Source organism: Oribacterium sp. P6A1, assembly GCF_000702885.1.
GTDB lineage: Bacteria > Bacillota > Clostridia > Lachnospirales > Lachnospiraceae > Oribacterium.
The window spans coordinates 14,868-39,167 of record NZ_JNKO01000014.1 but is presented as its reverse complement, the minus strand read 5'-3'; the positions used below and the strand labels follow the sequence as shown (position 1 = coordinate 39,167).

Here is a 24,300-nt window from a genome sequence, read left to right as displayed (position 1 = left end):
TTAAACCTTTCATTAAACGGAATCACATAAGATATATAAGTGTTACTTCCCTGGAAGCACAATGTCTTATCAATAGGTGATTCTAAAACTTTTTTCATCGGAAATCACATCCATAGTCTCTGAATCCATATCCATGATACGTATCCATCGCTGATCATTGAGTCTTCTTAAAAACTCTTCGATAACATAGGAAGGCCCCTGAACTTCACAGCTCACTGAACCGTCGTATTCGTTTTGTACCCAACCTGTAAGCCCGAGGGATTCCGCCAGATGATGGGCGGTATATCTGAAGCCTACGCCCTGTACCGAACCGCGAAAAACCAGATGCCGACGTGTCATCCTGTCAGCATCTTTTCGAGAAGATCTCTGTATATGATTTTTTTCAGTCTTTGAAGGCTGTGATGAAGGGACGTCATCTTTGACGTCTTTATGTGATGCCCCATCAAATTGCTCCGAATATTTTTTCAAAAAATCAAAAATCATGGGGATACCTCATATTTTTTAATAAAGATAATTGTATCATAAAATCATAGGATAAAAAACTATGGAATATAAGTGAATACCATGGGATCTCAAATGGCGGATATCATCGGAGGAATCAAAACAGGGAGCAATGAAATAAAAAAAAGCTCCGGAGTTTCCTCCGAAGCTTTGGATAATCATAATTTAAGAAAGAATTAAGCCTTCTTAGCAGCAGCCTGCTGTGCAGCAACCTCTGCAGCGAAATCCTCGTTCTTCTTCTCAAGGCCTTCACCTGTCTCAAAACGTACAAATGTAACAACCTCGATAGCAGCGTTCTGAGCCTTTGCAACAGAATCAACATACTGCTGAACAGTCTGCTTTCCGTCCTCAGCCTTAACGTATGTCTGATCAAGAAGACAGATCTCCTTGAGCTCCTTGTTGATACGACCCTGAACCATACCTGCGATAACCTTCTCAGGAGCGTTTGGCTTCTCGTTCTTAGCTGCAGCTGTAAGGATCTCAGTCTCGCTTGCAAGATAAGCCTGGTCAACTTCCTTACGTGATGTGTACTTTGGCTTAAGAGCAGCTACCTGCATAGCGATGTTCTTTGCCATCTCTGTAACAGCCTCGTTTACAACGTTTGACTTAACCTGAAGAAGAACACCGATACGTCCGCCGCCGTGTACGTAATCCTGTACGAAACCATCGTTCTCTGTAAGCTTCTGGAAACGACGGATGTGCATGTTCTCACCGATGATTGAAATCTCCTCTGAAAGCTGCTCAGCAACAGTTCTTGTGTTGTCAAGATCCCACTTCTCAGCAAGGAAAGCGTCGATATCAGCTGCCTCTGACTTAAGAGCCTGAGCTGCTACCTCTGAAACGTATGTCTGGAACTTCTCGTTCTTTGCAACGAAGTCAGTCTCGGCATTAACCTCAACAACAACACCTGTATGCATATCATCAGCAAGCTTTGTGAAAGATACACCCTCAGCTGCGATTCTGCCGGCCTTCTTCTCAGCACCTGCAAGACCCTGCTCTCTGAGGAACTCTACTGCCTTATCCATATCTCCGTCTGTTGCAGCAAGAGCCTTCTTACAAGCCATCATACCTGCACCAGTCATATCACGTAATTCTTTAACCTGAGCTGCTGTAATTGCCATTTTTATATCCTCCTAGATATATGTTTCTTTATCTGAAAAAAACCAGCATTGAGCAATTTATGTAATTGTCTAATGCTGGTTTTACGTTTACTTTATTAAGCCTCTGTAGCGAAGTCCTCACCAGCTGTAGCAGCTGCTGCCTCTTCCTCAGTCATCTCGCCCTGCTTAGCCTCGATAACAGCGTCAGCCATCTTGCCTACGATAAGCTTGATAGCACGGATAGCGTCATCGTTACCAGGGATAACATAATCAAGCTCCTCAGGATCAGCGTTTGTATCAGCGATACCGAAAAGTGTGATTCCAAGTGCGCGAGCTTCCTTAACGCAGATCTTCTCCTTCTTAGGATCAACTACGAAGATTGCATCAGGAATAACCTTCATATCCTTGATACCACCGATGTTAGCCTCGAGCTTGTCCCACTCCTTCTTGATAAGAGCAACTTCCTTCTTAGGAAGAACTTCAAAAGTTCCGTCCTCAGCCATCTTCTCGATTTCCTTAAGACGATCGATACGTGTCTGGATTGTCTTGAAGTTTGTAAGCATACCGCCGAGCCATCTCTCGTTTACATAGAACTCACCGCAACGAAGAGCCTCAGACTTAACAGCGTCCTGAGCCTGCTTCTTTGTACCAACGAAAAGAACAGTTCCACCGTCCTGTACAAGCTTAACCATAGCATTGTAAGCATCGTCAACCATCTTTACTGTCTGCTGAAGATCGATGATGTGGATACCGTTACGCTCTGTGTAGATGTATGGAGCCATCTTAGGGTTCCATCTTCTTGTCTGATGACCAAAATGTACGCCAGCCTCAAGGAGCTGCTTCATTCCAATTGCACTCATTTCAAATACCTCCTGGTTAAAATCTTCCATCCGATCGTGTGTGCTCACCGGCGTCGCCTTAATAAGGTACCATTCCGGTTTTCGGTCAGATGTGCTTTTTTAAGTTACGCTTTTGCAAACACAAAAGCCGCGCCCTCTTTGGACGCGACTTGTAATATAACATAGTTTTTTTCAGGCTGTCAATCACTTTTAGATGAAAGAATTATTAACCGGCCTATATGACATGAAGCTGGACATAATCTGTGTGCCACAGATCATGTGGCGCAAGTTATGCCATGATTTCTCCGTCTTTCTTCTCTCCGGTTACAGGCTCCTTCGGCTTATTCCATGTCATGTAATTACAATCAGGATATCTGGAACAGCTGTAGAAGATACGGCCCTTCTTTGAACGACGCTTTACGCATTCAGCTCCGCAGTCAGGACATACAAAACCGGCATACTCCACATAAGGCTTGGTGTTTCTGCAGTCAGGGAAGCCCGGACAGGCAAGGAACTTACCGTGAGGTCCGTACTTAATAACCATTTTGCGTCCGCACTTGTCACACTCGATATCTGTCTCTTCATCTCTTATGGTTATCTTTTCAACTTCAAGCTGAGCCTTTTCAACTGCCTCTGAAAGATCAGGGTAGAAATTCTCGACTATGGTTTTCCAGTTAATGTCTCCGTTTGCAACAGTATCAAGAAGTGACTCCATGTTTGCGGTAAATGCTGTATCCACGATGGTCGGGAAATTTTTCTGCATCATATCATCAACTGCCTGACCAAGCTCGGTGACGAAAATGTTTCGTTTCTCCTTGGTGATATATCTTCTCGCAAGAAGAGTTCCGATGGTGGGCGCGTAGGTTGAAGGTCTTCCGATTCCGTCTTCCTCCAGTGCCTTTACCAGAGATGCTTCTGTGTAGTGGGCAGGTGGCTGGGTGAAATGCTGTTCCTTATCAAAGTTAGTAAGCTTAAGCTTCTCATCCACTTTGATATCAGGGAGAGATATATCCTTGTCTTCCTTATCCTCTTCAGACATGTAGACTGAAAGGAAACCGTCGAAACGGAGCTTTGAGCCGCTGAGTGTAAATGTATATCCCTTTGAATCAAGTCTGATTGATTCTGTGTCATAAACCGCTGCTGTCATACGGCTTGCCAGGAATCTTTTGTAAACAAGAGTATATAAACGGGCTTCATCTCTCTGAAGTTTTGCCTTTGCTTCTTCAGGAGTCAAATCAAGATCTGTAGGACGGATGGCTTCGTGAGCATCCTGAATCTTGACTTCCTTTTCCTGAGGCTTTCTTGCATCCTGGGAACCGCCGTTTACATAGTCTTCACCGTACTTGTCAGAAATATAAATCTTTGCCGCAGCATCAGCTTCAACCGAAATACGTGTACTGTCGGTACGAAGGTAGGTGATGTAACCGTCTTCGTAAAGAGTCTGTGCAAGTTTCATGGTCTTGCTTGTGGCAAAACCGAGGGACTTGGCAGCTTCCTGCTGCATGGTACTTGTAGTGAAAGGAAGCGGAGCCTTTTTACGACGCTCTGAGTTCTTTACATCGGTTACTGTGAACTCTCCCTCTCCGATGTGGTTGATGATATCATCAACCTCTGCTTCGTTTGATAAGGGCATCTTCTTGTCTTTGCCGTAAAAAGCCGCTTTAAGCTTCTTTTTGCCGTACAGAAGATTTGCGTCCAGGGACCAGTACTCTTCAGGAGTAAAAGCAGCTATATCAGCTTCTCTGTCACAAATCATGCGGAGAGCAACAGACTGTACACGTCCTGCAGAAAGACCCTTACGGATTTTCTTCCATAATAAAGGGCTTATGGTGTAGCCTACAAGTCTGTCAATGACACGACGGGCCTGCTGGGCATTGACAAGATCCATATCAATGTCTCTTGGACTCTTAATTGCGTTCTTTACCGCATTCTTTGTGATCTCATTAAATGTGATACGTGAAATCTTATCTCTGTTTGCAGCATCCTTATCAAGTTCATTCTTGAGATGCCAGCTTATAGCCTCTCCCTCACGATCAGGGTCGGTTGCGAGATAGATCTTGTCGGCCTTTTTTGCTTCCTTCTTAAGTTTTGAAAGAAGTTCACCCTTACCGCGGATGGTGATATATTTCGGATCATAGTCATTGTCAACATCGACACCAAGAGAGCTCTTCGGCATGTCGATGAGGTGACCCATGGTCGCATCAACAGTGTATGTTTTACCTAAAAATTTTTTTATAGTCTTAACCTTTGCAGGAGACTCAACGATGATTAAGCTGTTTGCCATTTCTATGCATTCACCTTTATAAATTAATTATATAAATGTCATAATTTGCTTTTTAAGAGCGTAAATCGAGGTCAATATACACCACTCTTTTTTATTTTGCAAGCAACAGTTTTCTGAAGAGGTGTAATTTGCATACGTATGAAAGGGGTTAAATGACGGATTTATAATGCTTTTATGTAGATAAAAAAACACCGGTGCGGAAGAATCTGATTTCCGCACCGGCGTTTTTTACAGAAGCAGTTCATTGAGGAAGGTTATACCGGAATGACTGTATTCTGATTATTCTTTTAAGAAAAATTTCAGTCAAAATTCTCAGGAAGCTCGAGAGTATGCTCCTTATTGAGCTTCTTACAGATTTCAACGAACTTATCAAGAGGAACGTTCTGAACCTGCTTGTTTGTTCCGCGGATATTGATGGAAACAGTATTCTCCTCTGCCTCCTTATCTCCGAGAACAAGGATATAAGGATCCTTGAAGTTCTTGAAGCCCTTGATCTTGGTCTTCATGTTGTTGTCTGAGTAATCAGCCTCAACACGTACGCCTGCTTCTGTAAGAGCCTCTTCAACCTTCTTTGCGTACTCATTGTGGCTCTCACGGATAGGAACGATTGCTACCTGATACGGGTTGAGCCAGAACGGGAACATTCCCTTGAAGTTCTCGATAACGATACCGATGAAACGCTCAAGTGAACCGTAGATAGCACGGTGGATAACTACAGGCATTACAGACTCACCCTGATCATTGATGTAGGTAAGACCGAAGTTGTGAGGAAGCTGGAAGTCGAGCTGGATAGTTCCGCACTGCCATTCTCTTCCGAGAGCATCCTTGATCTGAAGATCGATCTTAGGACCGTAGAATGCACCGTCACCCTCATTGATCTCGAATCCGTTCTCACCGTACTGCTCTGTGAGGATCTCCTTAAGGTCAGCCTCTGCCTGGTTCCATACCTCGATATCTCCCATGTAGTCATCAGGACGTGTTGAGAGCTCTGCACGGTATGTTACACCGAAGGTTGTGTAGATCTCATCTGCGATTGAGATGATATCCTTGATCTCATCCTTGATCTGGGATTCCATTACGAATGTATGGTCATCATCCTGACGGAACTCCTGTACACGGAAAAGACCGTTCATCTGACCTGACTTCTCCTTACGGTGAAGGACGTCGTACTCGCTGTAACGGATAGGAAGTTCCTTGTAAGAACGGTTCTTACGCTTAAAGGTCATCATAGCGTTAGGGCAGTTCATAGGCTTTGCTGCCATAGTGTCAAGGTTCTCACGGTTGTAAACTACAGAACCGGCCATGATCTTTACTGCCTTTGCCTCTGCTGCTGTGTCCTTAGGATTCTCAATAACACCTGAGATATCCGCATCTGCTGTAAGATGTCCCTCGATACCGGGAACGATGAACATGTTGTTGAGATAATGTGCCCAGTGTCCGCTTATGAGCCAGAGCTTCTTGTTGTTGATAAGAGGAGCAGAGATCTCGGTATATCCGTGAGCCTTCTGAAGTTCGCGGCTGTACTTAAGGAGGGTCTGATACATTACCCAGCCTCGTGGAAGCCAGTATGGCATACCGGGAGCTGTCTCATCGAACATGAAGAGTTCAAGCTGTGCACCGATCTTCTTGTGGTCACGCTCACGGGCCTCTTCGATCATCTTGATATGCTGCTTAAGCTCATCCTTGTTTGGGAATGCGTAGAAATAAACACGCTGAAGCTTGTCTCTCTTCTCGTCACCTCTCCAGTAAGCCATGGAAGCTGCGTGAAGCTCGAAGGCTGCACTCATAAGCTCCTGTGAATTGTCTACGTGAGGTCCGCGGCAGAGGTCAACATAGTCTTCACCTGTGTAGTAGATAGTGATGATCTCGTTCTCTGGAAGATCATTGATAAGCTCAGTCTTGAACTTCTGATCCTTAAAGATCAGAAGAGCCTCTGCCTTTGAAACTTCCTTACGGGTCCAATCTTCTCTTCTCTTGATGATCTCACGCATCTTGTTCTCGATCTGCTTGAAATCCTTGTCTGTTATAGTCTTGCCCTCAGGTAATGCAAAATCATAGTATGCTCCGTCATCGATTTCAGGTCCGATGGCATACTGTACTTCCTTGCCATAGATCTCGATAACAGCCTTTGCAAGGATGTGAGCAAGAGAATGACGATAAACCTTTAAAATCTCTTCTTTTTCCATTTTGGTTCTCCCTATTTAAAATGTAAAAAGCCCTTTGGGGAAGCTTTTTTGAAAACAGCATGTAAAAAGTCCCAATCCATGATCTAAATCACAGATTGGGACGATATCTCGCGGTTCCACCCAAATTGCTGCTGTAATGATACAGCAACCACTTTTTTATGATTGTAACGTGATCAACGTGTCCGATTAAGGACCTCTCGGAGGTGGTTTTCACATCTTCCGCTGCGAAGCCTCGCACCAAACGGCTTCTCTCTGTAGCAGGCTGAAAAAGTTACTGTCCTCTTCAACGATTTCATGCACTTCCTTAACGGAAGCTAAATTTAAAGACGGCACTATTCTATTGCTTATAAAGATTCTTGTCAATGTTTTTCTGAGCTTACTGTGCTACAGCTTTCTTCTGTAGAATCCGGTTTTGGTACACTCCGAAAAGCCCAATATCTCCAGTTCAAGAAGTATAGGTGCCAGCTCCTGAACAGGTAGCCGGCATTTTGAAATAATGGAATCGAGATGCAGGGCGTTTACAGAGAGAACGTCATATACGGATTTTTGCTTCGGATTAAGGGCGGAGGTATCTTTTTCAAGCATTAGCTGTTCACCGGCGGATTTCAGATGGAGATATTCCAGGATGTCCTCCGGGGAAGTGAGGATTTCGGCACCTTCTTTGATGAGCTGAAGACAGCCCTTTGAAAGAGGATCGTTTAGCCGCCCGGGCACGGCAAAGACCTGCTTGCCCTGATCAAGAGCCGCATTTACAGTGATAAGAGTACCTGATCGTTCTCTTGCTTCAATGACTATCACCGCATCGGAAAGCCCAGAGATGATCCTGTTTCTTGAAGCAAACTGTTTCCCGAGGGGAGGTGAATCCAGGGGGACTTCTGACATTATGCCGCCACGGCTTCGCAGTATCTCACCGTACAGCCGATAGTTTCTTGCCGGGTAACAGATATTTATCCCGCATCCAAGAACCGCATAGGTGTGACCGCCACCGTCCAACGCACCCCATTGTCCGGCGCTGTCAGCCCCCATTGCCATACCGCTGACAATGCCTACACCTTGTGAAGCCAGTACCCGACCGAAGGTTCTCGCTACATCAAGACCGTATTCCGTTGATGTTCTGGAACCAATGATGGCAACGGTTGGCATGTCATCAGGAGGAAGCTGCCCTTTTACATATAGAGTCGTTGGCGGGTTGGATATCTGTCGTAAACGTTCCGGATAGTCTTTATCAAGAGGTGTCAGTTCCCGGATTTCATTTTTGAAATTAATATCCTGAGCTGTCATTCATTGCACCCCCTGACTTTTGGTTCTTTATTTTCGGAAATCGAAATACTATTAGTTCCTCTGCTTCGGTCATTAGGATCCGGGTTTGACAATGCTTCCTCCATGGAACCGTACAGCTGGTCTTCGAGACCTCTGTAGCTTACCGCTTCACTGAGATGGGTAATGCTTATTTCCGGGGAATCTTCAAGATCCGCTATGGTACGGGACACCTTAAGGACCTTGTGGAAGGTTCTCATGGACATGGATTTCAGTTCGAAGATCTTTTCGATGAAGCTTCTGCTCTGCCTGTTCAGCGGGCAGAACTGCTCAATGTCTCTGGAGTTCATGTCGGCATTTACCAAAAGGTGGGGACTGTCTTTAAATCTCATTCGCTGGACTTCTCTTGCTTTATGAACTTTTTCTCTCAGTTCGGCAGAGCTTACACTTGAGTCTTTACTGGTGGCTTCCCTGAAGCTGATGGGGGATGCTTCCACACAGAGGTCTATACGTTCAAGTATGGGTTTTGAGATTCCACGCTGATAATGCCGTATCTGGCTTTCTGTGCAGTGGCATTTGCTTCTGTCCGGGTAATAACCGCAGGGACAGGGGTTCATGGCTGCCACCAGCATACAGTTGGCAGGATACCTGAAGCTTCCGTTCAGGCGGTTTATGGTTACCTGTTTTTCTTCAAGGGGCTGTCTCAGGGCTTCTATGGAGGATTTTGAAAAAAGGGGCAATTCGTCCAGAAACAGGACTCCACGGGATGCCAATGCTATCTCTCCGGGAATCACACCCGAATTGGAGGAGCCGCCTACCAGAGCGGGAGTTGTGATGGTGTGGTGAGGTGTCCTGAAGGGACGCCGGTTCATGAGGGCAGAGCCTTCGGGAAGGAGCCCTGCTATAGAATAAATTTTTGTGATCTCGATATTTTCTTCTCTTGACAGTTCCGGGAGTATAGTGGGGATGCGTCTTGCAATCATGGTCTTTCCGGAGCCTGCAACACCCGATAAAAGAAGGTTGTGTCCCCCCGCGGCTGCAATCAGAGCAGCCCTGACGGAAAAGGACTGTCCATGAATGTCTGAAAAGTCAACATTGTAGGACTCGTGACGGGTGGATACTCTGGGAGTGTCCCGTGGATAATCCGTGAAAGATTCTTCCTTCGCCAGGATTCTGCAAAGGTCCGGCAGGTCTTCCACCCCTACGATGTCCATTTCTTCCACCACCAGGGCCTCCTGAATGTCTGTTTTAGGGACTACGGCACCTTTGAGACCTGCACGTTTCATTTCTGCCACCATGGGAAGGATACCGTTGACATGACGTACTTTTCCGTCGAGCCCCAGCTCTCCCACAAAGCCATAATCATCTATGAAGGAGGCATCATCCAGAAATATGGATTTAAGTATGCCTGTCACGATGGCAAGGTCATAATGGGTTCCGTCTTTCCGCCGGTCCGCGGGAGCTAAGTTTATGGTGAGTCTTTTCGGGGGAATGATAATGTTTACATTGCGGAGCGCCACCTGACAGCGCTCCAGAGATTCCCTCACAGATGCGGAGACATTGCCGACTATGACGGACTTCGGCAGTCCGTCGCTCTCGTCCACTTCAACTGTTACGGGAAAACCGTCCATGCCGGACAGACCGGCACTATGAATTTTTGATAACATATTACCTCTCTCGGAGGAATGTCTATAACCTTTTTGAACATATCACAAAGAGAGGAAAAATGGTATGGTCTGAAAAACGACCATAATATGCGCTAATCCGTGAAGTGCCTGAATTCCTTCGGAGGCTCTGCAGTAATGGTCTTTCCGGAAAGGGGGCCGAGTACTCCGGAAAGATCATCCGGGAAGGTGAGCTGCCATGAATGAAGGAGCTGACGGGTAACCCCGGCGGAGGCCTTATAACGGTTGTTTTCCTTCATAAATCCGTACTTTGGGTCGCCGATTATCGGGTGTCCAATGGATGAAAGATGGGCACGTATCTGATGAGTCTTTCCGGTTATGAGATGAACCTTCAGAACAGTATAGTCATCACCCTTCTTTATAGGAGTGTAGGCCGTATTTATCTCGGAAGCATCATCAGACTTTTCTTTTTTGATGACGACTTTGTTCTTTCCGGAATCCTTTGAAAGATAGCCCTTTATGGTCTTCGGCTCCCTTATAATTCCGCTGACAACAGCCATATAGTATTTCTCAACGGTACGGTTTCTGAGCAGTTCTGCAAGGCTCTGAAGTGCCGGCAGAGTTTTGCCGAAAAGAATGAGTCCGGAGGTGTTTCGGTCCAGACGGTTTGCGATTCCCGGCTTAAAGGTCCGGAGCTGCTCTTCCGTGAGCTCCCCCTTTTTCAAGAGATACATGAGGCAGAGTTCATTGACGGATATGCTTCCGGGCTCGTCCTGCTGGCTGAGCCATCCTGCAGGCTTATCAATGATCAGAAGGTGAGAGTCCTCATGAATGATATGTGTTTTAAGTTCAGAAATGAGCTTTTCTGTTTTTGCTCCATGCTTTAGTCCGAAAAGCATTTCTGATTTATTTGAAGCTTCTTTACCGGATCTTTCTGAGGAAGGCTCCTGTGCCTTTTCGGATGCCCCCTTCTTCAAGGAACCTTTTCCGTACTGCTCTAAGGTTTTGACGGAGGAATTCTTTTCCTTCCGCGGAGAGTCCGAAAATGAGGGCTTCCCTGTCATCTTCTCCAGAGTCTCGTCTGAAAAGTATATCTTTACGACGTCTCCGTCCTTCAGCAGTTCTTTCCCTTCGGCTTTTTTATCATTTAAAACTATGTTTTTCTTACGCAGCATTTTGTATATAAAGCTGGTATTGGCATTGGAAAGATATTTGTGCAGGAGCTTATCAAGACGCTGGCCTGCTTCGTTAAGGGAAATGTTTAACTCTTTCAAAATCTGATCTCACTTTCGGTTTTTGGAATCAAAGTCCGGTCTGGTGCTTCGTTCCGGTGGTTTCTGTATGTTCATGGGAAGACCCGGACTTGCTGAAAAGGTTAAGGGCCCGCATCATTAAGAAAATAAGCTTTGCAGGCATCAGTTTCGCAAAAACCATAAATACCTTCATGCCAATGCCGTAAACAGAGATATCGCTTTTGGTAATGCTGTCCACCAGGGCCTTATGACATACCTTTTCAGGGTCTGCCATAAAAAGATATTTGTAGAAAGGAATCTTTCCGGTGGTCTCTGCAATGTCAAAAAATTCGGTCTTCACAGGACCAGGACATACTGCTGTTATGTAACAGCCTGTACTAAGAAGCTCTTCGTTAAGGCTTCTTGAAAAGCTGAGCACATAGCTTTTACTTGCGGCATAAACCGCAAAGGAAGGCTGGGCCAGAAAAGCAGCGGCGGAAGCAAAATTAATGATTCTTGAATGTGCTGCCATATAGGGGATGCTAAGCCGGCATATGCCTGTGAGGACTCTTATATTGAGGTCCACCATGCTAAGCTGGTCCGAAAGACTTAATTCGCGAACCTTTCCGATTTTTCCAAAGCCTGCGGCATTTACAAGAAATATTATTTCAGGCTTTTCTTTGGACAATGTTTTTTCATAGGCAGAAAGGAAATCATCGGAAAGAAGATCTTCCCGGAACAGTCTGCAGGGTTTTGAGAGCATCTTCTCCAGTTCACTAAGCCTTTCCATACGGCGCCCGAAAAGCCAGAACTCCTGAATATTGGGAATCTGATCATTCAGTTCTATAGCCATACGGCGTCCCATTCCTGAAGTCGCTCCTGTAATAACCGCTACCTTCATAAAAAATCTCCTCTGCTCAGTTTGTATGTATAAGGTCCTTTACCACTTCTCCTGCCAGAATAAGACCTGCTACAGATGGTACAAAAGCGATGCTTCCGGGGGTTGATCTGCGTTTTTCAGCTTTAAATTCTGATTCGGGCGGGCAGGTACTGTTATTTTCGTAACTTACAGACACATCTTCTATTGGTTTCAGTGCCTTTTCTTCAGAGTATACAACCTTCAGTTTTCTGACACCACGCTTTTTAAGTTCATGTCTCATTACTTTGGCCAGTGGACACACATTGGTCTTATAAATATCGGCTACCTTGAAAGCAGCGGCGTCCAGTTTGTTTCCGGCACCCATAGAGCTGATGATGGGAACACCCTTTTCTTTACACTTCATTACGAGCTCGATTTTAGCGGTGACAGTATCAACAGCGTCTACCACATAATCATATTCTTCAAAGGGGAATTCATCGGCGTTTTCAGGCAGGAAAAAACATTTGTGTACAGATACTTCCACGTCAGGATTGATATCCAGCATTCGTTCCTTCATGACGTCTGTCTTGTATTGTCCCACTGTTTTTCTTGTAGCTATTATCTGCCTGTTAATATTTGAAATGCACACTTTGTCATTGTCTATAAGGTCAAAATGTCCCACACCGCTTCTGACAAGTGCTTCACAGACGTAACCGCCTACTCCGCCTATGCCAAATACGGCAACTCTTGAATTTCTGAGTTTTTCCATGGCATCAGCACCCAATAACAGCTGGGTTCTGGAAAACTGATTCATCATAATTATAGTCCTCTTTCCTATTGTATGCGGTAATAAATATAATTAACAAAAAACCCTCGAAAACATAACGTTTTCAAGGGTTATTCATGCGGAGGATGGGACTTGAACCCACACGTCCTACCGGACACAAGATCCTTAGTCTTGCCTGTCTGCCAATTTCAGCACCTCCGCGCGACAAGAAGTATATTAGCACGACGAAAATGTTTTGGCAAGCACAAATTTAATTTTTTTGCTGCGACATGTTTTCTCCGGAGAGCATAATATGACATGAGTGTTAAAAACATATATCGGAGCGGTGGGGATGAAGCCGGTTTTATAGATTTAAAAAGCCGAATGCAGTACCTTTTTAAGGTAAAGCATTCAGCTTTTTTATATTCATTCAGTAACTGTTATTTCAGCAGCCTTTTCAGCAGCTTTCCGCTTCTTTATCTCTTCCTGAACGGCTTTCTTGCTGGCGTCATAAACTGAACGCCCCTCTTCTTTTCCGTAAGCCTTCACCAGACGAACATAGTATGTGTGAAGAGTGTTGGCTGTCATACCGTATTTTTCAATTGCCTCCTGAGGAGAAACGGCTGATGACCTTGGCTGTTCTTTGTTGTCACCTGTTTCTGCTCCGGTACTCTCTGAAGCCTTGGCCTTTTTGCCTGAACGTGTCTTTTTTGTTTTTGATTCCTCTGATGCAGCATCAGCCTTTTTACCCCTTGCAGTGGCTTTCTTTTTAGGCTTTTTTTCAGCTGCTGTGATTCCTTCTTCCTCAGCATTTTCGGAGGCTGCCTTCTCATCTGATGGGGAATCCTTTGCGGAAACCTTCTTTGAGGTCTTACCTGCTTCCCCAGTATCTGTCAATGTTTCCGGATCTGCAGCAGTGGTTTCGACGACTGATTCCTCAGCTGAAGCTTCTTTTGAGGCTTTCTTTCTTGCGGTTCTCCTCTTTGAAGCACTCTTTCTTGCACCGGGCTTTCTTGCAGTCTTTTTTTCGCCGGCTTTATCGTCATCGGACTTTGAAACAGCATCTTCGGAATGGTCAGCTTCTGACTTTACTTCTTCGGTAACCGCAGTATCTGTCACGGCCTTTTCTGCTTTTTCTGCGAGGTCGTTTATATCAGATGAAACAGTCTCAACGGGATTTTCAGGAACCTCTCCGGTTGATGCTGCAGGAGTTTCTGATGAATCCTTATTCTCTGTTTCGGCACCCTCTGATATTTTGCCGCCTGATTCCGTGGTTTCAGCCTTTAGGGTATCTTTTGAATCAACTTCATTATTTTCTGCAGCTGCAGTCTGGTCCTTCTTTTCTTCTGAAGCCTCGCCCACCTTCTTCATGGAACGGGAAACAGGGTCATAAACGAACTGGACACGATTAGGATCGTATTTTGGTTCGGATTTGGCAATGGCAGTCTTCTGCTCCGGTCTTATGATGATGGCTGTTTTCTCCGGTTCGGATTTAACTATAGGATTCTTTAAATCGCTTTTTTCAACTTTCTTTTCCGTTTCCTTATAGTCTTTTGCCGAACTCTTATCCTCTGCCTTCGGAACTTCCTTAGGAGGATTTGCTGATGCTGCAGAATCAGTTTTCACAGCATCCTGTCGGGAATTAACATGGCGGGAATCCTCGGATTCTCTTCTCTGTCTGTTCCTGTCTCTGTCTCCCTGACGTTTTGAACCGTCTCTGCGGCGGTCTTCACGGCGGGTCTCTCCGGAAGTCTCTGTTTTTGAAGATTCCTTATCCTGTGAGAATCTGGACTCTGAGTAATTGGCCTCAGGAACTCTTCCGAAGGGCATCTCCTTCATCTGCTTCACAAGCTGGTCTGCGGGAGTCTCGAACATCAAAGGGTTCGGTATCAGAGAAGCAGGCTCCGAAACCTCTGTGAAATGAATATTTCTGTTTCTTCTTCTCTGATTTGCCTTGCTGAGAGTAGGTCTCGTAGGAATGGTGTTCATAGTGGCGAAGGAATCCACCAGGGTTGCTTTCTGGGCACGTTCCTTACATAAGCTGATACGTTCATCATCATTTTTTTCGGAACTGAGGAAGCACTCTTTGATGGTCTCACCAAGCAGTATCTCCGCGCCTCTCAGACTGTGCCAGAAATCACGTACCGCTGCATAGCCCTTATCCTTGGAAACTATACATATCTTTTCGCCGGATTCAAGAAACATGCCGGTGGTGGAGGCAATGTACATGTCGAGAGCATTGCTGTGCTGCTTCAAAAGCTTCACCAGGCTTACATGTACATTTCTCTTTTTAAGGTCGGTGACCATGCCTTTCGTTACGGCGCTGTTTTCGTCGCTGTAATACATAACAAGGGTGTCACTGTCATTAAGGTACTCGTATCCGTCAAGACCGGATACATGGGTGTTTTCAAAATCAACTAAAATAATCACGAGATTTCTCCTGTAAATCGGGGCACTTGACCCCTTACAACAAGTGTTACGGTGAAGGTGCCGATTCTTTAAGCACCTTCACATCGATTTAGAAATCATCGTCATCCAAGTCGTCATACGGATCGTAGTCATCGTCTTCGTAATCAGGTCCAAAGGTATCGCGAGGACGGTATCTGCCGATGATAAATCCCGTCTCATTCAGAGGACTGGGGACGTTATCCGCTGTGCAGTATACGATTTCGGAAATCATGGCGATCTTTTTTCTGGAAATGTTTATGTCCGGTATGATGACCAGATCTCCGACATTCAGAGTGTCATCAAGGGTCCGGAAATAATGGCTTCTGCCCCGTGTATCCGAAACAAACAGGTAGATGAACTCGCCGTTTTTTACACCATGCTTATACAGGTTCTCATCGAAAAGAGGTCCGTAAAGACCAAAGAACGCCATGGTGTCATGGAGGTCGTCCAGAAGCTCATGCCAGTCATCAGGTATGCCGGAACGGTCATAGGTTCTTGTGAAGCTCACATTTCGTCCGTTACGATAGAATAAATGTACCGAGATAGATGCCTGGCGGTGATTTACATGTTCATAAGGCCGCTTTTCGAAATCATGAAAATATCTCTCGCAGTTACCCAATAGATAATCGATGATTTCAGGTACGCTGTATTCATGTTTTACTGAAGTGTGATCGTTAGGAAACTGCACATAACGGAGCATGCCTTCTTTACGGTCAATGGAAAGGGTTTCCCTGTAAGGAACAGCTTTTTTAACAGGCTTTTGGCTGATGGCATCATATCCCTCTAATATATGCGTGTCATGGAAATCTATATCCATATGTGAGAGACCGTTGAGATGCATAGACTGGGATTCATTAACGAGGTTGTTAATGAGATCCATGAAAGTTTTCCAGTTTTTCGGATAAGCATCATTGCCGCTGAAGGAAAGGGTTTCTCCACCTACTTCCTTATAAATAAGGCCCCAATGAGCTTTCATATGAGAAAAATGTTTACCTGTTTCCGCCGTTTCTTTTTCGTAATGATCTTTCCAGCGATATACATGAATATCCTGAAGTTTTGAAAGAAAGTCATCAGCTATGCTCTTTGGTACTTTTACGATAATACTCGGATCCGTATCAAGTGGTGAACGATCGTATGAATAACGTAATCTTCCGTTCTGAGTCCATATATTGATAGAACTCTCGCCAACACCAAATCCATCTATACGGAGTTTGAGCAGTTCAAGCATAACTTAGACCCTCCCTTCTATATATTCTTTTTAATTATAACAAAAAAACCGGTTCATTTGAACCGGTTTCTCGAGCGACGAGGATGAGACTCGAACTCACAACCCGTAAAACGGGCACCAACTTTCCAGGCTGGCCGACTACCAATTATCACACCTCGTCATAAAGCTTCATAATAATAGCAAATCATCCGAGATGCGTCAAGAGGTTTTTACATGATATCTCCCCATCAGGCGATATCACTTTCCCTGAGCAAGTATACGTTCATTAAGATCCGAGAGGTATTCCCAGCGTTCCATCTTCTCCGAAAGGAAGGTCTCCAGTTCCTCCTTCTCTTTTGTGAGCTCGTTAAGCTTTATAAAATCGTTTGAGTACTTGAGGATTGACGCATCAATATCGGCGATTTTGTTTTCTGCCGTTTCGATGTCAGACTCTATGTTCTCCCATTCTTTTGCTTCCTTGTAGCTCATGCGGAGGTTCTTCCGACTGTGGTCACGTCTTGTGAGCTCTGAATTTTTAACTGTATTGACTTTTCCCTCCGGGTCAGTTGCAAGTGCTGCATCAGAGTTTCCGGATGAAGTGCCGGCTTTGCCAACTCCTGCGATGGAACCTGCATTTGCAAAAACACTGTCCAGATCCGGATGGCGGCGAAGGTACTCAACCTGATAGTCTGTATATCCGCCCTCATATTGTGAAATCACACCGTTGCCCTCAAAGGAGAAAATACGGTTTACCACACGGTCAAGGAAATATCTGTCATGGGAAACCGCAATAACGATTCCGTCAAAATGATCCAGATAATTCTCAAGTATGGTCATGGTGCGAATGTCTAAATCATTGGTGGGCTCGTCGAGAATGAGTACATTGGGAGCTGACATAAGCACACGGAGAAGATAGAGTCTCCTCTTTTCTCCGCCGCTCAGTTTTTCAACCTTCATGAACTGCTGTGAAGGCGGGAACAGGAACTTGTCCAGCATGTTGCTGGCGCTGACAAGACCGTCTGTGGTGTGAACATATTCCGCAATGGAAGTCATGGCATCGATAACCCTCTGATTTCCATCCAGTTCCTCATTCTCCTGTGAGAAATATCCGATACGGACGGTCTGGCCTATGCGGATCTCACCGCTGTCCGGCTTTTCCCATCCGGTTATCATCTTGATGAGGGTGGACTTTCCGGCGCCGTTCTGACCGATGATTCCCACACGATCATTTCTCAGAAAATTGTAGCTGAAGTTCTGTATCAGGGTCTTTCCATCATAGGCCTTGCTCACATCGTCTATCTCAATGGTGGATTTTCCGAGCCTTGTCTTTATGGAACTTAATTTAAGCTCCTCTTCCTCGGTGGGACCGTGCATTTGAGAAAGCTTTTCATATCTCTGAAGACGGCCCTTCTGTTTGGTGGTACGGGCCTTGGCACCCCTCATCACCCACTTGAGCTCATTTCTCAGGATGTTCTGTCTGGTACGCTCCTGGGCCCTTGCGATGTCCATGCGCTCTGCCTTCAGCTCCAGATATCCGGCATAATTTGCCTTGTAGCTGTATAGTTTTCCCTGATCCAGTTCCACTATGCGGTCACAGACAGAATCAAGGAAATATCTGTCATGAGTCACCATAAGAAGTGAGCCCCGGAAACTCTTGAGATAACCCTCCAGCCACTCGGACATCTCTCCGTCCAGATGGTTGGTAGGCTCGTCAAGTATGAGGAGATCTGCTGTTGAAAGCAGGGTGCTGGCAAGAGCCACTCGCTTTTTCTGACCGCCGGAAAGATTTTTAATCTTCTGTGAGAAGTCATCTTCTCCGAGTTTTGAAAGGAACTTCTTTGCCTCTGCTTCCAGATCCCAAACATGCTGCTGACCCTCGTTGTCATGAATTATAGCTTCGATGATGGTGTCTTCCGGGTCGAATTCGGGAGTTTGTGAAAGGAAGCGTACCGCCAGATTTCTGCGTTTGGCAATGCTTCCTTCATCAGGTTCCTCCAGCCCCGCAACGATTCGGAGGAGTGTAGACTTGCCGGTTCCGTTAATGCCTATGAGAGCAACCTTCTCGCCCTCCAGCATGGAAAAATCAGTATCCTCAAAGATCTTTCTTTCTGTGTAGACCTTGGATAAATGTTCTATAGTTATGATATTGTTCTGTGCCATAAATCAGTTTGTGTAACTCCAATAGAATGTACCTTCTCTATCTTCTCTTCTGACAAAACCCAGGTCATAGAGATATTCGAGAAGGCTGTAGGTTTTTGTCATGAACATCTTGTAGATGAAAAATTCACCCTCGTTTTCAGGCATATGCTTTACATTATAAATAATTTCGGCAACTTCCTGAATGGTCATTTCCGATGTTACGTCAGGGTCATATGCTGAGATTTCTTTTGTTCTCATGGCTTTTGCTTTCAAAATGTCCCTTACCACAGTTGCCTTATTAAGATAACTGAATACAGTTTTATCAACGTCTCTTTGAACATCGGACAGAATTTCCCCATGGGAAGGAATGACCGTCCAGTTAGAGCAATGCTCCTTTATATAACGGAGTGAGTCAAAGAAGCTGAGGAGCAGCCCTTCATCCGGGTAGGTGGTGGCAACTATAGGTGAAATATCATGAATTATCTGATCAGCAGTGAAGAAGATCTTCTTTTCATGATCCATAAGTCCCATCTGACCATAGGTGTGTCCTTTTAAAGGTGTTGCTTCAAATTCATAATCCCCGTAGCAGAACCGGTCACCCTCATGGATCTCAGTGTAAGGAAATCCCCAGATTGCAAGCACCCATTCACCATGATGCCGTACCCTGTCGGATATTTCCATGAAGGTCTTCCAGACCTGAGGGGTACGTTCAGGGGTGATTCCCACGGAATGGAGAACCTTTTTCTGAGCATCAATAGACTCTTGACTTACTCTGTATGCAAGGCAGTCATAGGGATGACGTTCCTCTGTGGGATTCATGAAAAGACGGGCACCTTTTTTCGAAAAAGCCTCTGCGAGACCGCAATGATCATGGTGCCTGTGAGTGAGAAAAATGTCAAGAGTGTCGGTACTGATGTTGAGCTCTTCAAGAGCAGACAAAAGCTTATGAAGGCAGTCATCGTTTCTGAAGCCTGTGTCTATCATGAGGCTGCGCCCGTTGTTGATGTCATCCCGTCCCTTGATGATAAATATATGAATATTGCTTACGCCCTGTTCCACAGTGGTGTCTGAAAGATCAACTCTGTAGATTCCGGGCAGAATTTCTTCTGTAATATGTGTATTTTCCATTTTTATATAAAATTTGCTGCTATAAGCATATATGTTACCTGAGTCTGCAAAGCCGCCTGATACCTGGACTTATGCAGTAAACCGCCGGCGTATTCCAACGGTGTAAAAATTGCAAATAGAGTATACAATGAAGGCTTCAGCTATTCAATTAAATAACTATGAAAGTTCCCAAATGCTATTGTACAAGCACAACGCGCACGCGTGAAGGCCTTATTATGGAACATTGGGATATGCAGATGAGTTTTCACAAGCACAACGCACGCGTGAAGGCCTTATCGCGAATAAAAAATCCCGGTGGAGACTGAGCTCCACCGGGCAATATGGCAGCAATTACATATGCTTATTTCTGTAATTGATCTGTCAGATCTCATGTATTCTCTTTAAAAATCCTGAAATCCCGGGAAGGTCTGATGAAACACTGTGAATCAGGCAGTTTTATCAGATCTTTCTTGCAGCGATATTTCCTGCTGCTATGGCTTCGGCGATGTTGAAAGGCTTGTTGCAGTCACCTACAGCGATAGAAGGTATATCGAGACCATCCAGGAGTGATGTGTTCGGAAGCATATCACGGGCATCGATAACCGTGTTGCAGTCGATGACCACATCACATCCTGTCTCACCGTCGATAACTATCCTGCCGTCCTGAACCTCCTTGATGGAAGCATTTGGCCATAAACGCATACCGTTTGCGTAAAGCATAGGAATGGTGAACTGCTTAACCCACTGGGACTGACCCTTGTCAAGACGTTCCTTGCCTTCAGGTGAAACCATGGTAACGTGTTTGCCGTGAGCAATCAGATACTGAGCGGCATCAACAGCCTGTGCGTTTCCTCCGATGATGGTGACATTGTCACCGATATCAGCTGAAGCGATATCGTCGATGGAGATAACACTGGTGGCACCTTTAGAACTCAGTTCAAGCTCGGGTCTCTTACCGCCTGTAGCGAGAACCACATAGTCAGGAGCCTCGGACTTAATGAGATCAGCAGAGACTTCTGTTCCGGTCTTGACATTGACACCCTTTAATTCCTGCTGGCGGATAAGATAATTTCTGAGATCTCCCAGGTTCTCATGAGGTCCCTTTATGGCTTCTGCAAATGTGAGAAGTCCGCCCAGGAAACCGTTTTTTTCATAAAGTGTTACATCATGACCGCGTTCTGCCGCGATACGTGCAGCCTCAAGTCCTGCAGGACCGCCGCCGATGACCATGACCTTCTTCTTTTCAGCTGCAGGTGCAGGGATGGCGCCTTCAGGCATATCCTCATGCCATGCTCTCTGTGTTGCTGCATTTACGCGGCAATGCTCATACATCTTGCCTTCTTCATCATAATCGAAGTGACAATGCATACAGCGTGTGCATGGTGCTATTTCGTCAAGACGCTTCTCACGGAGCTTGTTTACATACTCGGTATCAACGGTCAGAGGACGGTTCATGATGAAGAAGTCGCACATGCCGTCAGCGATGGCGTCGTTAAAGAACTTAGGAGCATAAGCCGGGTTCATACATGTAACTGTTCCCACAGGGATGGATACAGCCTGCTTGATTTCCTTTGCAACATTCAGCATCATGCCGTAAGCATCGTGGTTTGCAAGAAGCTTTCCTTCGAAATGGCGCGAGAAATCGAAACGGGTACCGTTTGCTGTGGTACCGATGATTCCGTTTCCTGTGAAGTAAAGGTCGGATGCGAACTGGCAAACATGCATGCGGAATACTCCCAGTCTCACATGGAGTGCATCGGCTCCGAAATCCTCAAGAGCCTTACAGATCTTGCAGTTTTCCTCAACGGTAGTGGAAAGATCTGACTCACCTATATTGATGTCATTCTCCTCGATACCATTGAGAAGAACCTGAACAGGGAAATCCTTTCCGCAAAGTTCCTTGATACCGCTTATGATCTCGCCGACAAAACGTGCACGGTTCTCAAAGCTCTGAGGACCGTATTCATCATCTCTGTGGTTTCTTTGGCGTGAGAAGAAGGCCTGTCCGATGTTGTTTCCGGCTGCATTGATCTCAACCGCATCAAAACCGAGATCCTGCATCTTCTTGGCGCCCTTGATGAAATCCTCCTGAACCTTTTTAACTTCATCAAGAGTAAGGTGCTCTGCAAATGCCGATGCGTACTGAGGAGCTGTGGCAGCATCAAAGCCGCTGAAGGATCTGCCCATGCAGCTTAATTGATATCCGATGTAACCGCCTGCTGCATGCACCCCTTCGATAACTTCCTTAACATGAGTATCCTCGATTTTCGCAGCTCTTCCGCTTGGGAAATTCTCTCCGAAGGCAAGGAAATCCTCAACCCATACCATCTCAACTCCGCCCTTGGCAAATGCCGAATAGTACTCCACAGCTTCCTCTACACTTCCCCTTTGTGTATCGGAACCTGCTGCTGACTTAACCATGCGGTGGGTAAGGTTAAGCCCTCCGAACTTCCATGGACTGAATACAGCAGAAAGATCAGAATCTGTACTTCTGAAATCATAGTCCTGAGGATTCAGTTCAGAAACAACAGCTTTCACAGTTTCAACAGCCTTGGAAGCCTCTTCCTTTGCAGCTTCAGTGGCAGCTTCGGTCACTGCGGCTTCAGTCTCTGCTGCTTTAGTTTCAGCAGCTGCTGTAGTTGCGGGAGGAGGTGTCTCTCCATTTGCACATGCTGCTAAATCGAGAATTGCGGTGGTTGCAGCCAGTGCAGCACCACCCTTCAAAAAATCTCGTCTTGAGATCTTCTTTTCCATACTCATCTATTACTACTCCTTTCGTTTAGTCTCAAACAAAACCCATATAATGTAAATTTTAACATAAATTTGAAGTATTATATATGCGGATTTGTCAAAATCGTCAAAGAACAGGCCCGTAAATAATCTGTCAGAAAAGCATGTAATAATCTTTAACCTTAATTTATGGTATGAAAATAAACTTATATTCATAGTTGCGGTTGCGGCTGTTATTGCGCTTGTGGGCATTGTATTTCCTCAGCACACTAAGAACAAAGCCATTGCATTTGAGGAAACTGTTGATACCTGCTGCTCTTATGGTTGTAAAAAAGGATACAGGATAAGTCATGAACAAAAAGATCCGAAGGATTCCCGGTATCACCCGGAACTCTTCGGAAATAAGGAAGTACTGCTACATGATCATCTAAGGAGAGACATACGTTCAAATTCTTCTACAGTGTTGCAGCCCCGTATCAGAAGCTCATCTCCTGTGAAGGAAACTTCTTTGTGCGGAGCTGACAGTATCAGTTTTCTGAGGTTCGCTTTTTCTTCAGAAAGCAGTTTTTCGCATTTTTCGTATAGACATTTGTCATAAATTCCCACAAGAGGCTGCAGGTTTCCGTTACAGACCGTAACGGTTATCTGCTGTTGACCTTCACTGTGGCATTTTATCAGTCTTTTCAGAAATTCTTCGGGGATAAAAGGGGCATCCTCCGCAAGGACCAGGGCATGGGGATACTTAATTTCCTTTAGGCAGGCATGGACTCCTCCAATGGGGCCTTTGTTTTTACAGATATCGTAGACACTTCTTACTCTGTTATCACTGCATTCGTATCCTGAAAGAAGGATATCCCTTATCCCGAGAGTTTCCAGTTTATCTATGAGGATTTCCAAAAAGGTTTTACCGGAAAAAGACAGCTCAGCCTTCTTTCTTCCCATGCGGCTGCTTTTTCCTCCGGCCAGTATGATGGCAGAATACTCATTCATTGACTTCTATCCTTACAACATTCTTCACATCACGTTTCGAGTTTTTATCTCCTTTTACGATCAGTCTCGCAGTTCCTTCATCAAGCAGCAGCCAGGCGTTTTCCATGTCATCCGGACCAAGGGATGCTCTGTATTCATCATCTGATATAACAGTGATATCGGAAAAAGAAACGGAACCTATGATATCTTTGATTAGTACCCCATCACCTTCGATATGTTTTGTTTCTCCCTTTTTGTTTGATATATCTTCACTTACTTTAGAAAACTTAAAATCCGAAAGAGATATAAATTTTTCCTCGGAATTAACAGTAAGGGATATCTGATTTTCGGGGATGCTTTTTCGCCCCTTAAGATATATGGCTGAAACGATTCCCGTTACTATGGCGAGGCCCAGAATGAGCCCCGCCAGGATAAATTTTATTTTTTTATTCATTTTTATCTCCATGGGTCAGGTTAATAACTTCTCCCGCAGCATATCCGCATACAGCTCCCGACAGGGCTGCCACAAGGATATAAACAGTAAGAACGTTTAAAGGAAGGTGAAAGACCATTACATCCGCAAATAAAGCTGCTGATAATGATGATGCAAGATTTGCAAGGAATGCTTTCACTCTCATTCCGGAAGGAGTTTTAAGGGGAAGCAGCATCATCAGGTCAATTACAACACCGGGAATGAAATAGGCTACAGGGATAAGAACTCCCATGCTTCCCACGGAGCCCATCAAAAGTGCACTGATTCCCTGAACAAGTCCCATGATTCCCGCATTCCATCTGCCGTTTGTGAGGCCTGCTCCCATAACAAGAAACATGAGTGACAGGGCTGTGGATATTCCTCCGGGAATATGAAGAAAGTCAGTCATCATATTGGCTGCGGGGTTAATGGCTTTTTTGGCCAGGACTCCTGCAACACAACATAGAATCATAAATATGCATTCATATCCTGTCCGTTCTATCTTACGTGTGATGGCAGAACGAGACACTTTTTTCTCTTTTTCTGAAAATATAATTCCGTCTTTCATATATAACTTCT

The 24,300-nt window shown here is 45.1% G+C and carries 18 protein-coding genes, 2 tRNA genes and 1 other annotated feature; all 20 genes read right to left on the bottom strand.

All coding sequences use genetic code 11. The annotated features are described in order from the left end of the window. Positions 1 to 69: 69 nt before the first annotated feature. Positions 70 to 483, bottom strand: a complete 414-nt coding sequence (locus T515_RS10450) for an acylphosphatase (RefSeq protein ID WP_330372659.1) — start codon at positions 481 to 483, stop codon at positions 70 to 72. A gap of 194 nt (positions 484 to 677) precedes the next feature. After that, positions 678 to 1,622: a translation elongation factor Ts gene (gene tsf / locus T515_RS10445; protein WP_036610758.1), complete on the bottom strand. Its 945-nt coding sequence runs from the start codon at positions 1,620 to 1,622 to the stop codon at positions 678 to 680. 95 nt (positions 1,623 to 1,717) lie between these two features. Beyond that, on the bottom strand, positions 1,718 to 2,461 hold the full coding sequence (gene rpsB, locus T515_RS10440) for a 30S ribosomal protein S2 (protein WP_036610756.1): 744 nt from the start codon (positions 2,459 to 2,461) through the stop codon (positions 1,718 to 1,720). A 268-nt stretch (positions 2,462 to 2,729) separates the two neighbouring features. Further along, positions 2,730 to 4,724 carry a type I DNA topoisomerase gene (gene topA, locus T515_RS10435; RefSeq protein WP_036610755.1) on the bottom strand — a complete coding sequence of 665 codons (1,995 nt, stop codon included), beginning with the start codon at positions 4,722 to 4,724 and terminating at the stop codon, positions 2,730 to 2,732. 299 nt (positions 4,725 to 5,023) lie between these two features. Next, a complete protein-coding gene (locus tag T515_RS10430) occupies positions 5,024 to 6,910 on the bottom strand; it encodes a threonine--tRNA ligase (protein WP_036610754.1) in 1,887 nt (628 codons plus the stop codon). 93 nt (positions 6,911 to 7,003) lie between these two features. After that, positions 7,004 to 7,206 (bottom strand) — a binding site (T-box leader). A gap of 88 nt (positions 7,207 to 7,294) precedes the next feature. Further along, complete coding sequence (gene dprA, locus T515_RS10425) at positions 7,295 to 8,191, bottom strand: DNA-processing protein DprA (protein WP_036610752.1); 897 nt, start codon at positions 8,189 to 8,191, stop codon at positions 7,295 to 7,297. Then, positions 8,188 to 9,834 carry a YifB family Mg chelatase-like AAA ATPase gene (locus tag T515_RS10420; RefSeq protein WP_081832776.1) on the bottom strand — a complete coding sequence of 549 codons (1,647 nt, stop codon included), beginning with the start codon at positions 9,832 to 9,834 and terminating at the stop codon, positions 8,188 to 8,190. Before T515_RS10420 ends, dprA begins: the two co-directional genes overlap by 4 nt. Positions 9,835 to 9,926: 92 nt before the next feature. After that, on the bottom strand, positions 9,927 to 11,066 hold the full coding sequence (locus tag T515_RS10415; protein ID WP_036610748.1) for an RluA family pseudouridine synthase: 1,140 nt from the start codon (positions 11,064 to 11,066) through the stop codon (positions 9,927 to 9,929). A gap of 28 nt (positions 11,067 to 11,094) precedes the next feature. Next, entirely contained in the window at positions 11,095 to 11,925 is an 831-nt protein-coding gene (locus tag T515_RS10410) for an SDR family NAD(P)-dependent oxidoreductase (RefSeq protein ID WP_051671642.1), read from the bottom strand. Positions 11,926 to 11,941: 16 nt separating this feature from the next. Continuing rightward, positions 11,942 to 12,700: a tRNA threonylcarbamoyladenosine dehydratase gene (locus T515_RS10405; RefSeq protein ID WP_036610745.1), complete on the bottom strand. Its 759-nt coding sequence runs from the start codon at positions 12,698 to 12,700 to the stop codon at positions 11,942 to 11,944. Positions 12,701 to 12,787: 87 nt separating this feature from the next. Continuing rightward, positions 12,788 to 12,871, bottom strand: a tRNA-Leu gene (locus tag T515_RS10400). A 204-nt stretch (positions 12,872 to 13,075) separates the two neighbouring features. Beyond that, complete coding sequence (locus T515_RS10395; protein ID WP_051671641.1) at positions 13,076 to 15,079, bottom strand: PIN domain-containing protein; 2,004 nt, start codon at positions 15,077 to 15,079, stop codon at positions 13,076 to 13,078. A gap of 88 nt (positions 15,080 to 15,167) precedes the next feature. Continuing rightward, on the bottom strand, positions 15,168 to 16,325 hold the full coding sequence (locus tag T515_RS10390; RefSeq protein ID WP_051671640.1) for a hypothetical protein: 1,158 nt from the start codon (positions 16,323 to 16,325) through the stop codon (positions 15,168 to 15,170). Positions 16,326 to 16,400: 75 nt separating this feature from the next. Then, positions 16,401 to 16,485: transfer RNA gene (locus T515_RS10385), tRNA-Ser, on the bottom strand. A gap of 77 nt (positions 16,486 to 16,562) precedes the next feature. Beyond that, the gene (locus T515_RS10380; protein WP_036610743.1) at positions 16,563 to 18,464 is read right to left on the bottom strand and encodes an ABC-F family ATP-binding cassette domain-containing protein; all 1,902 of its coding nucleotides are present in this window, start codon (positions 18,462 to 18,464) and stop codon (positions 16,563 to 16,565) included. Between the two features lie 3 nt (positions 18,465 to 18,467). Continuing rightward, a complete protein-coding gene (locus T515_RS10375) occupies positions 18,468 to 19,571 on the bottom strand; it encodes an MBL fold metallo-hydrolase (protein ID WP_036610741.1) in 1,104 nt (367 codons plus the stop codon). A 438-nt stretch (positions 19,572 to 20,009) separates the two neighbouring features. Continuing rightward, positions 20,010 to 22,304, bottom strand: coding sequence for an oxidoreductase (locus T515_RS10370; RefSeq protein WP_197026429.1), 2,295 nt, complete (start codon positions 22,302 to 22,304; stop codon positions 20,010 to 20,012). A 399-nt stretch (positions 22,305 to 22,703) separates the two neighbouring features. Further along, entirely contained in the window at positions 22,704 to 23,270 is a 567-nt protein-coding gene (gene mobA, locus T515_RS10360) for a molybdenum cofactor guanylyltransferase (protein ID WP_036610735.1), read from the bottom strand. Beyond that, positions 23,263 to 23,703: a hypothetical protein gene (locus T515_RS10355; RefSeq protein ID WP_036610731.1), complete on the bottom strand. Its 441-nt coding sequence runs from the start codon at positions 23,701 to 23,703 to the stop codon at positions 23,263 to 23,265. Before T515_RS10355 ends, mobA begins: the two co-directional genes overlap by 8 nt. Then, positions 23,696 to 24,289: a hypothetical protein gene (locus T515_RS10350; protein WP_036610729.1), complete on the bottom strand. Its 594-nt coding sequence runs from the start codon at positions 24,287 to 24,289 to the stop codon at positions 23,696 to 23,698. The genes T515_RS10355 and T515_RS10350 overlap by 8 nt, the downstream gene beginning before the upstream one ends. Positions 24,290 to 24,300: the final 11 nt, after the last annotated feature.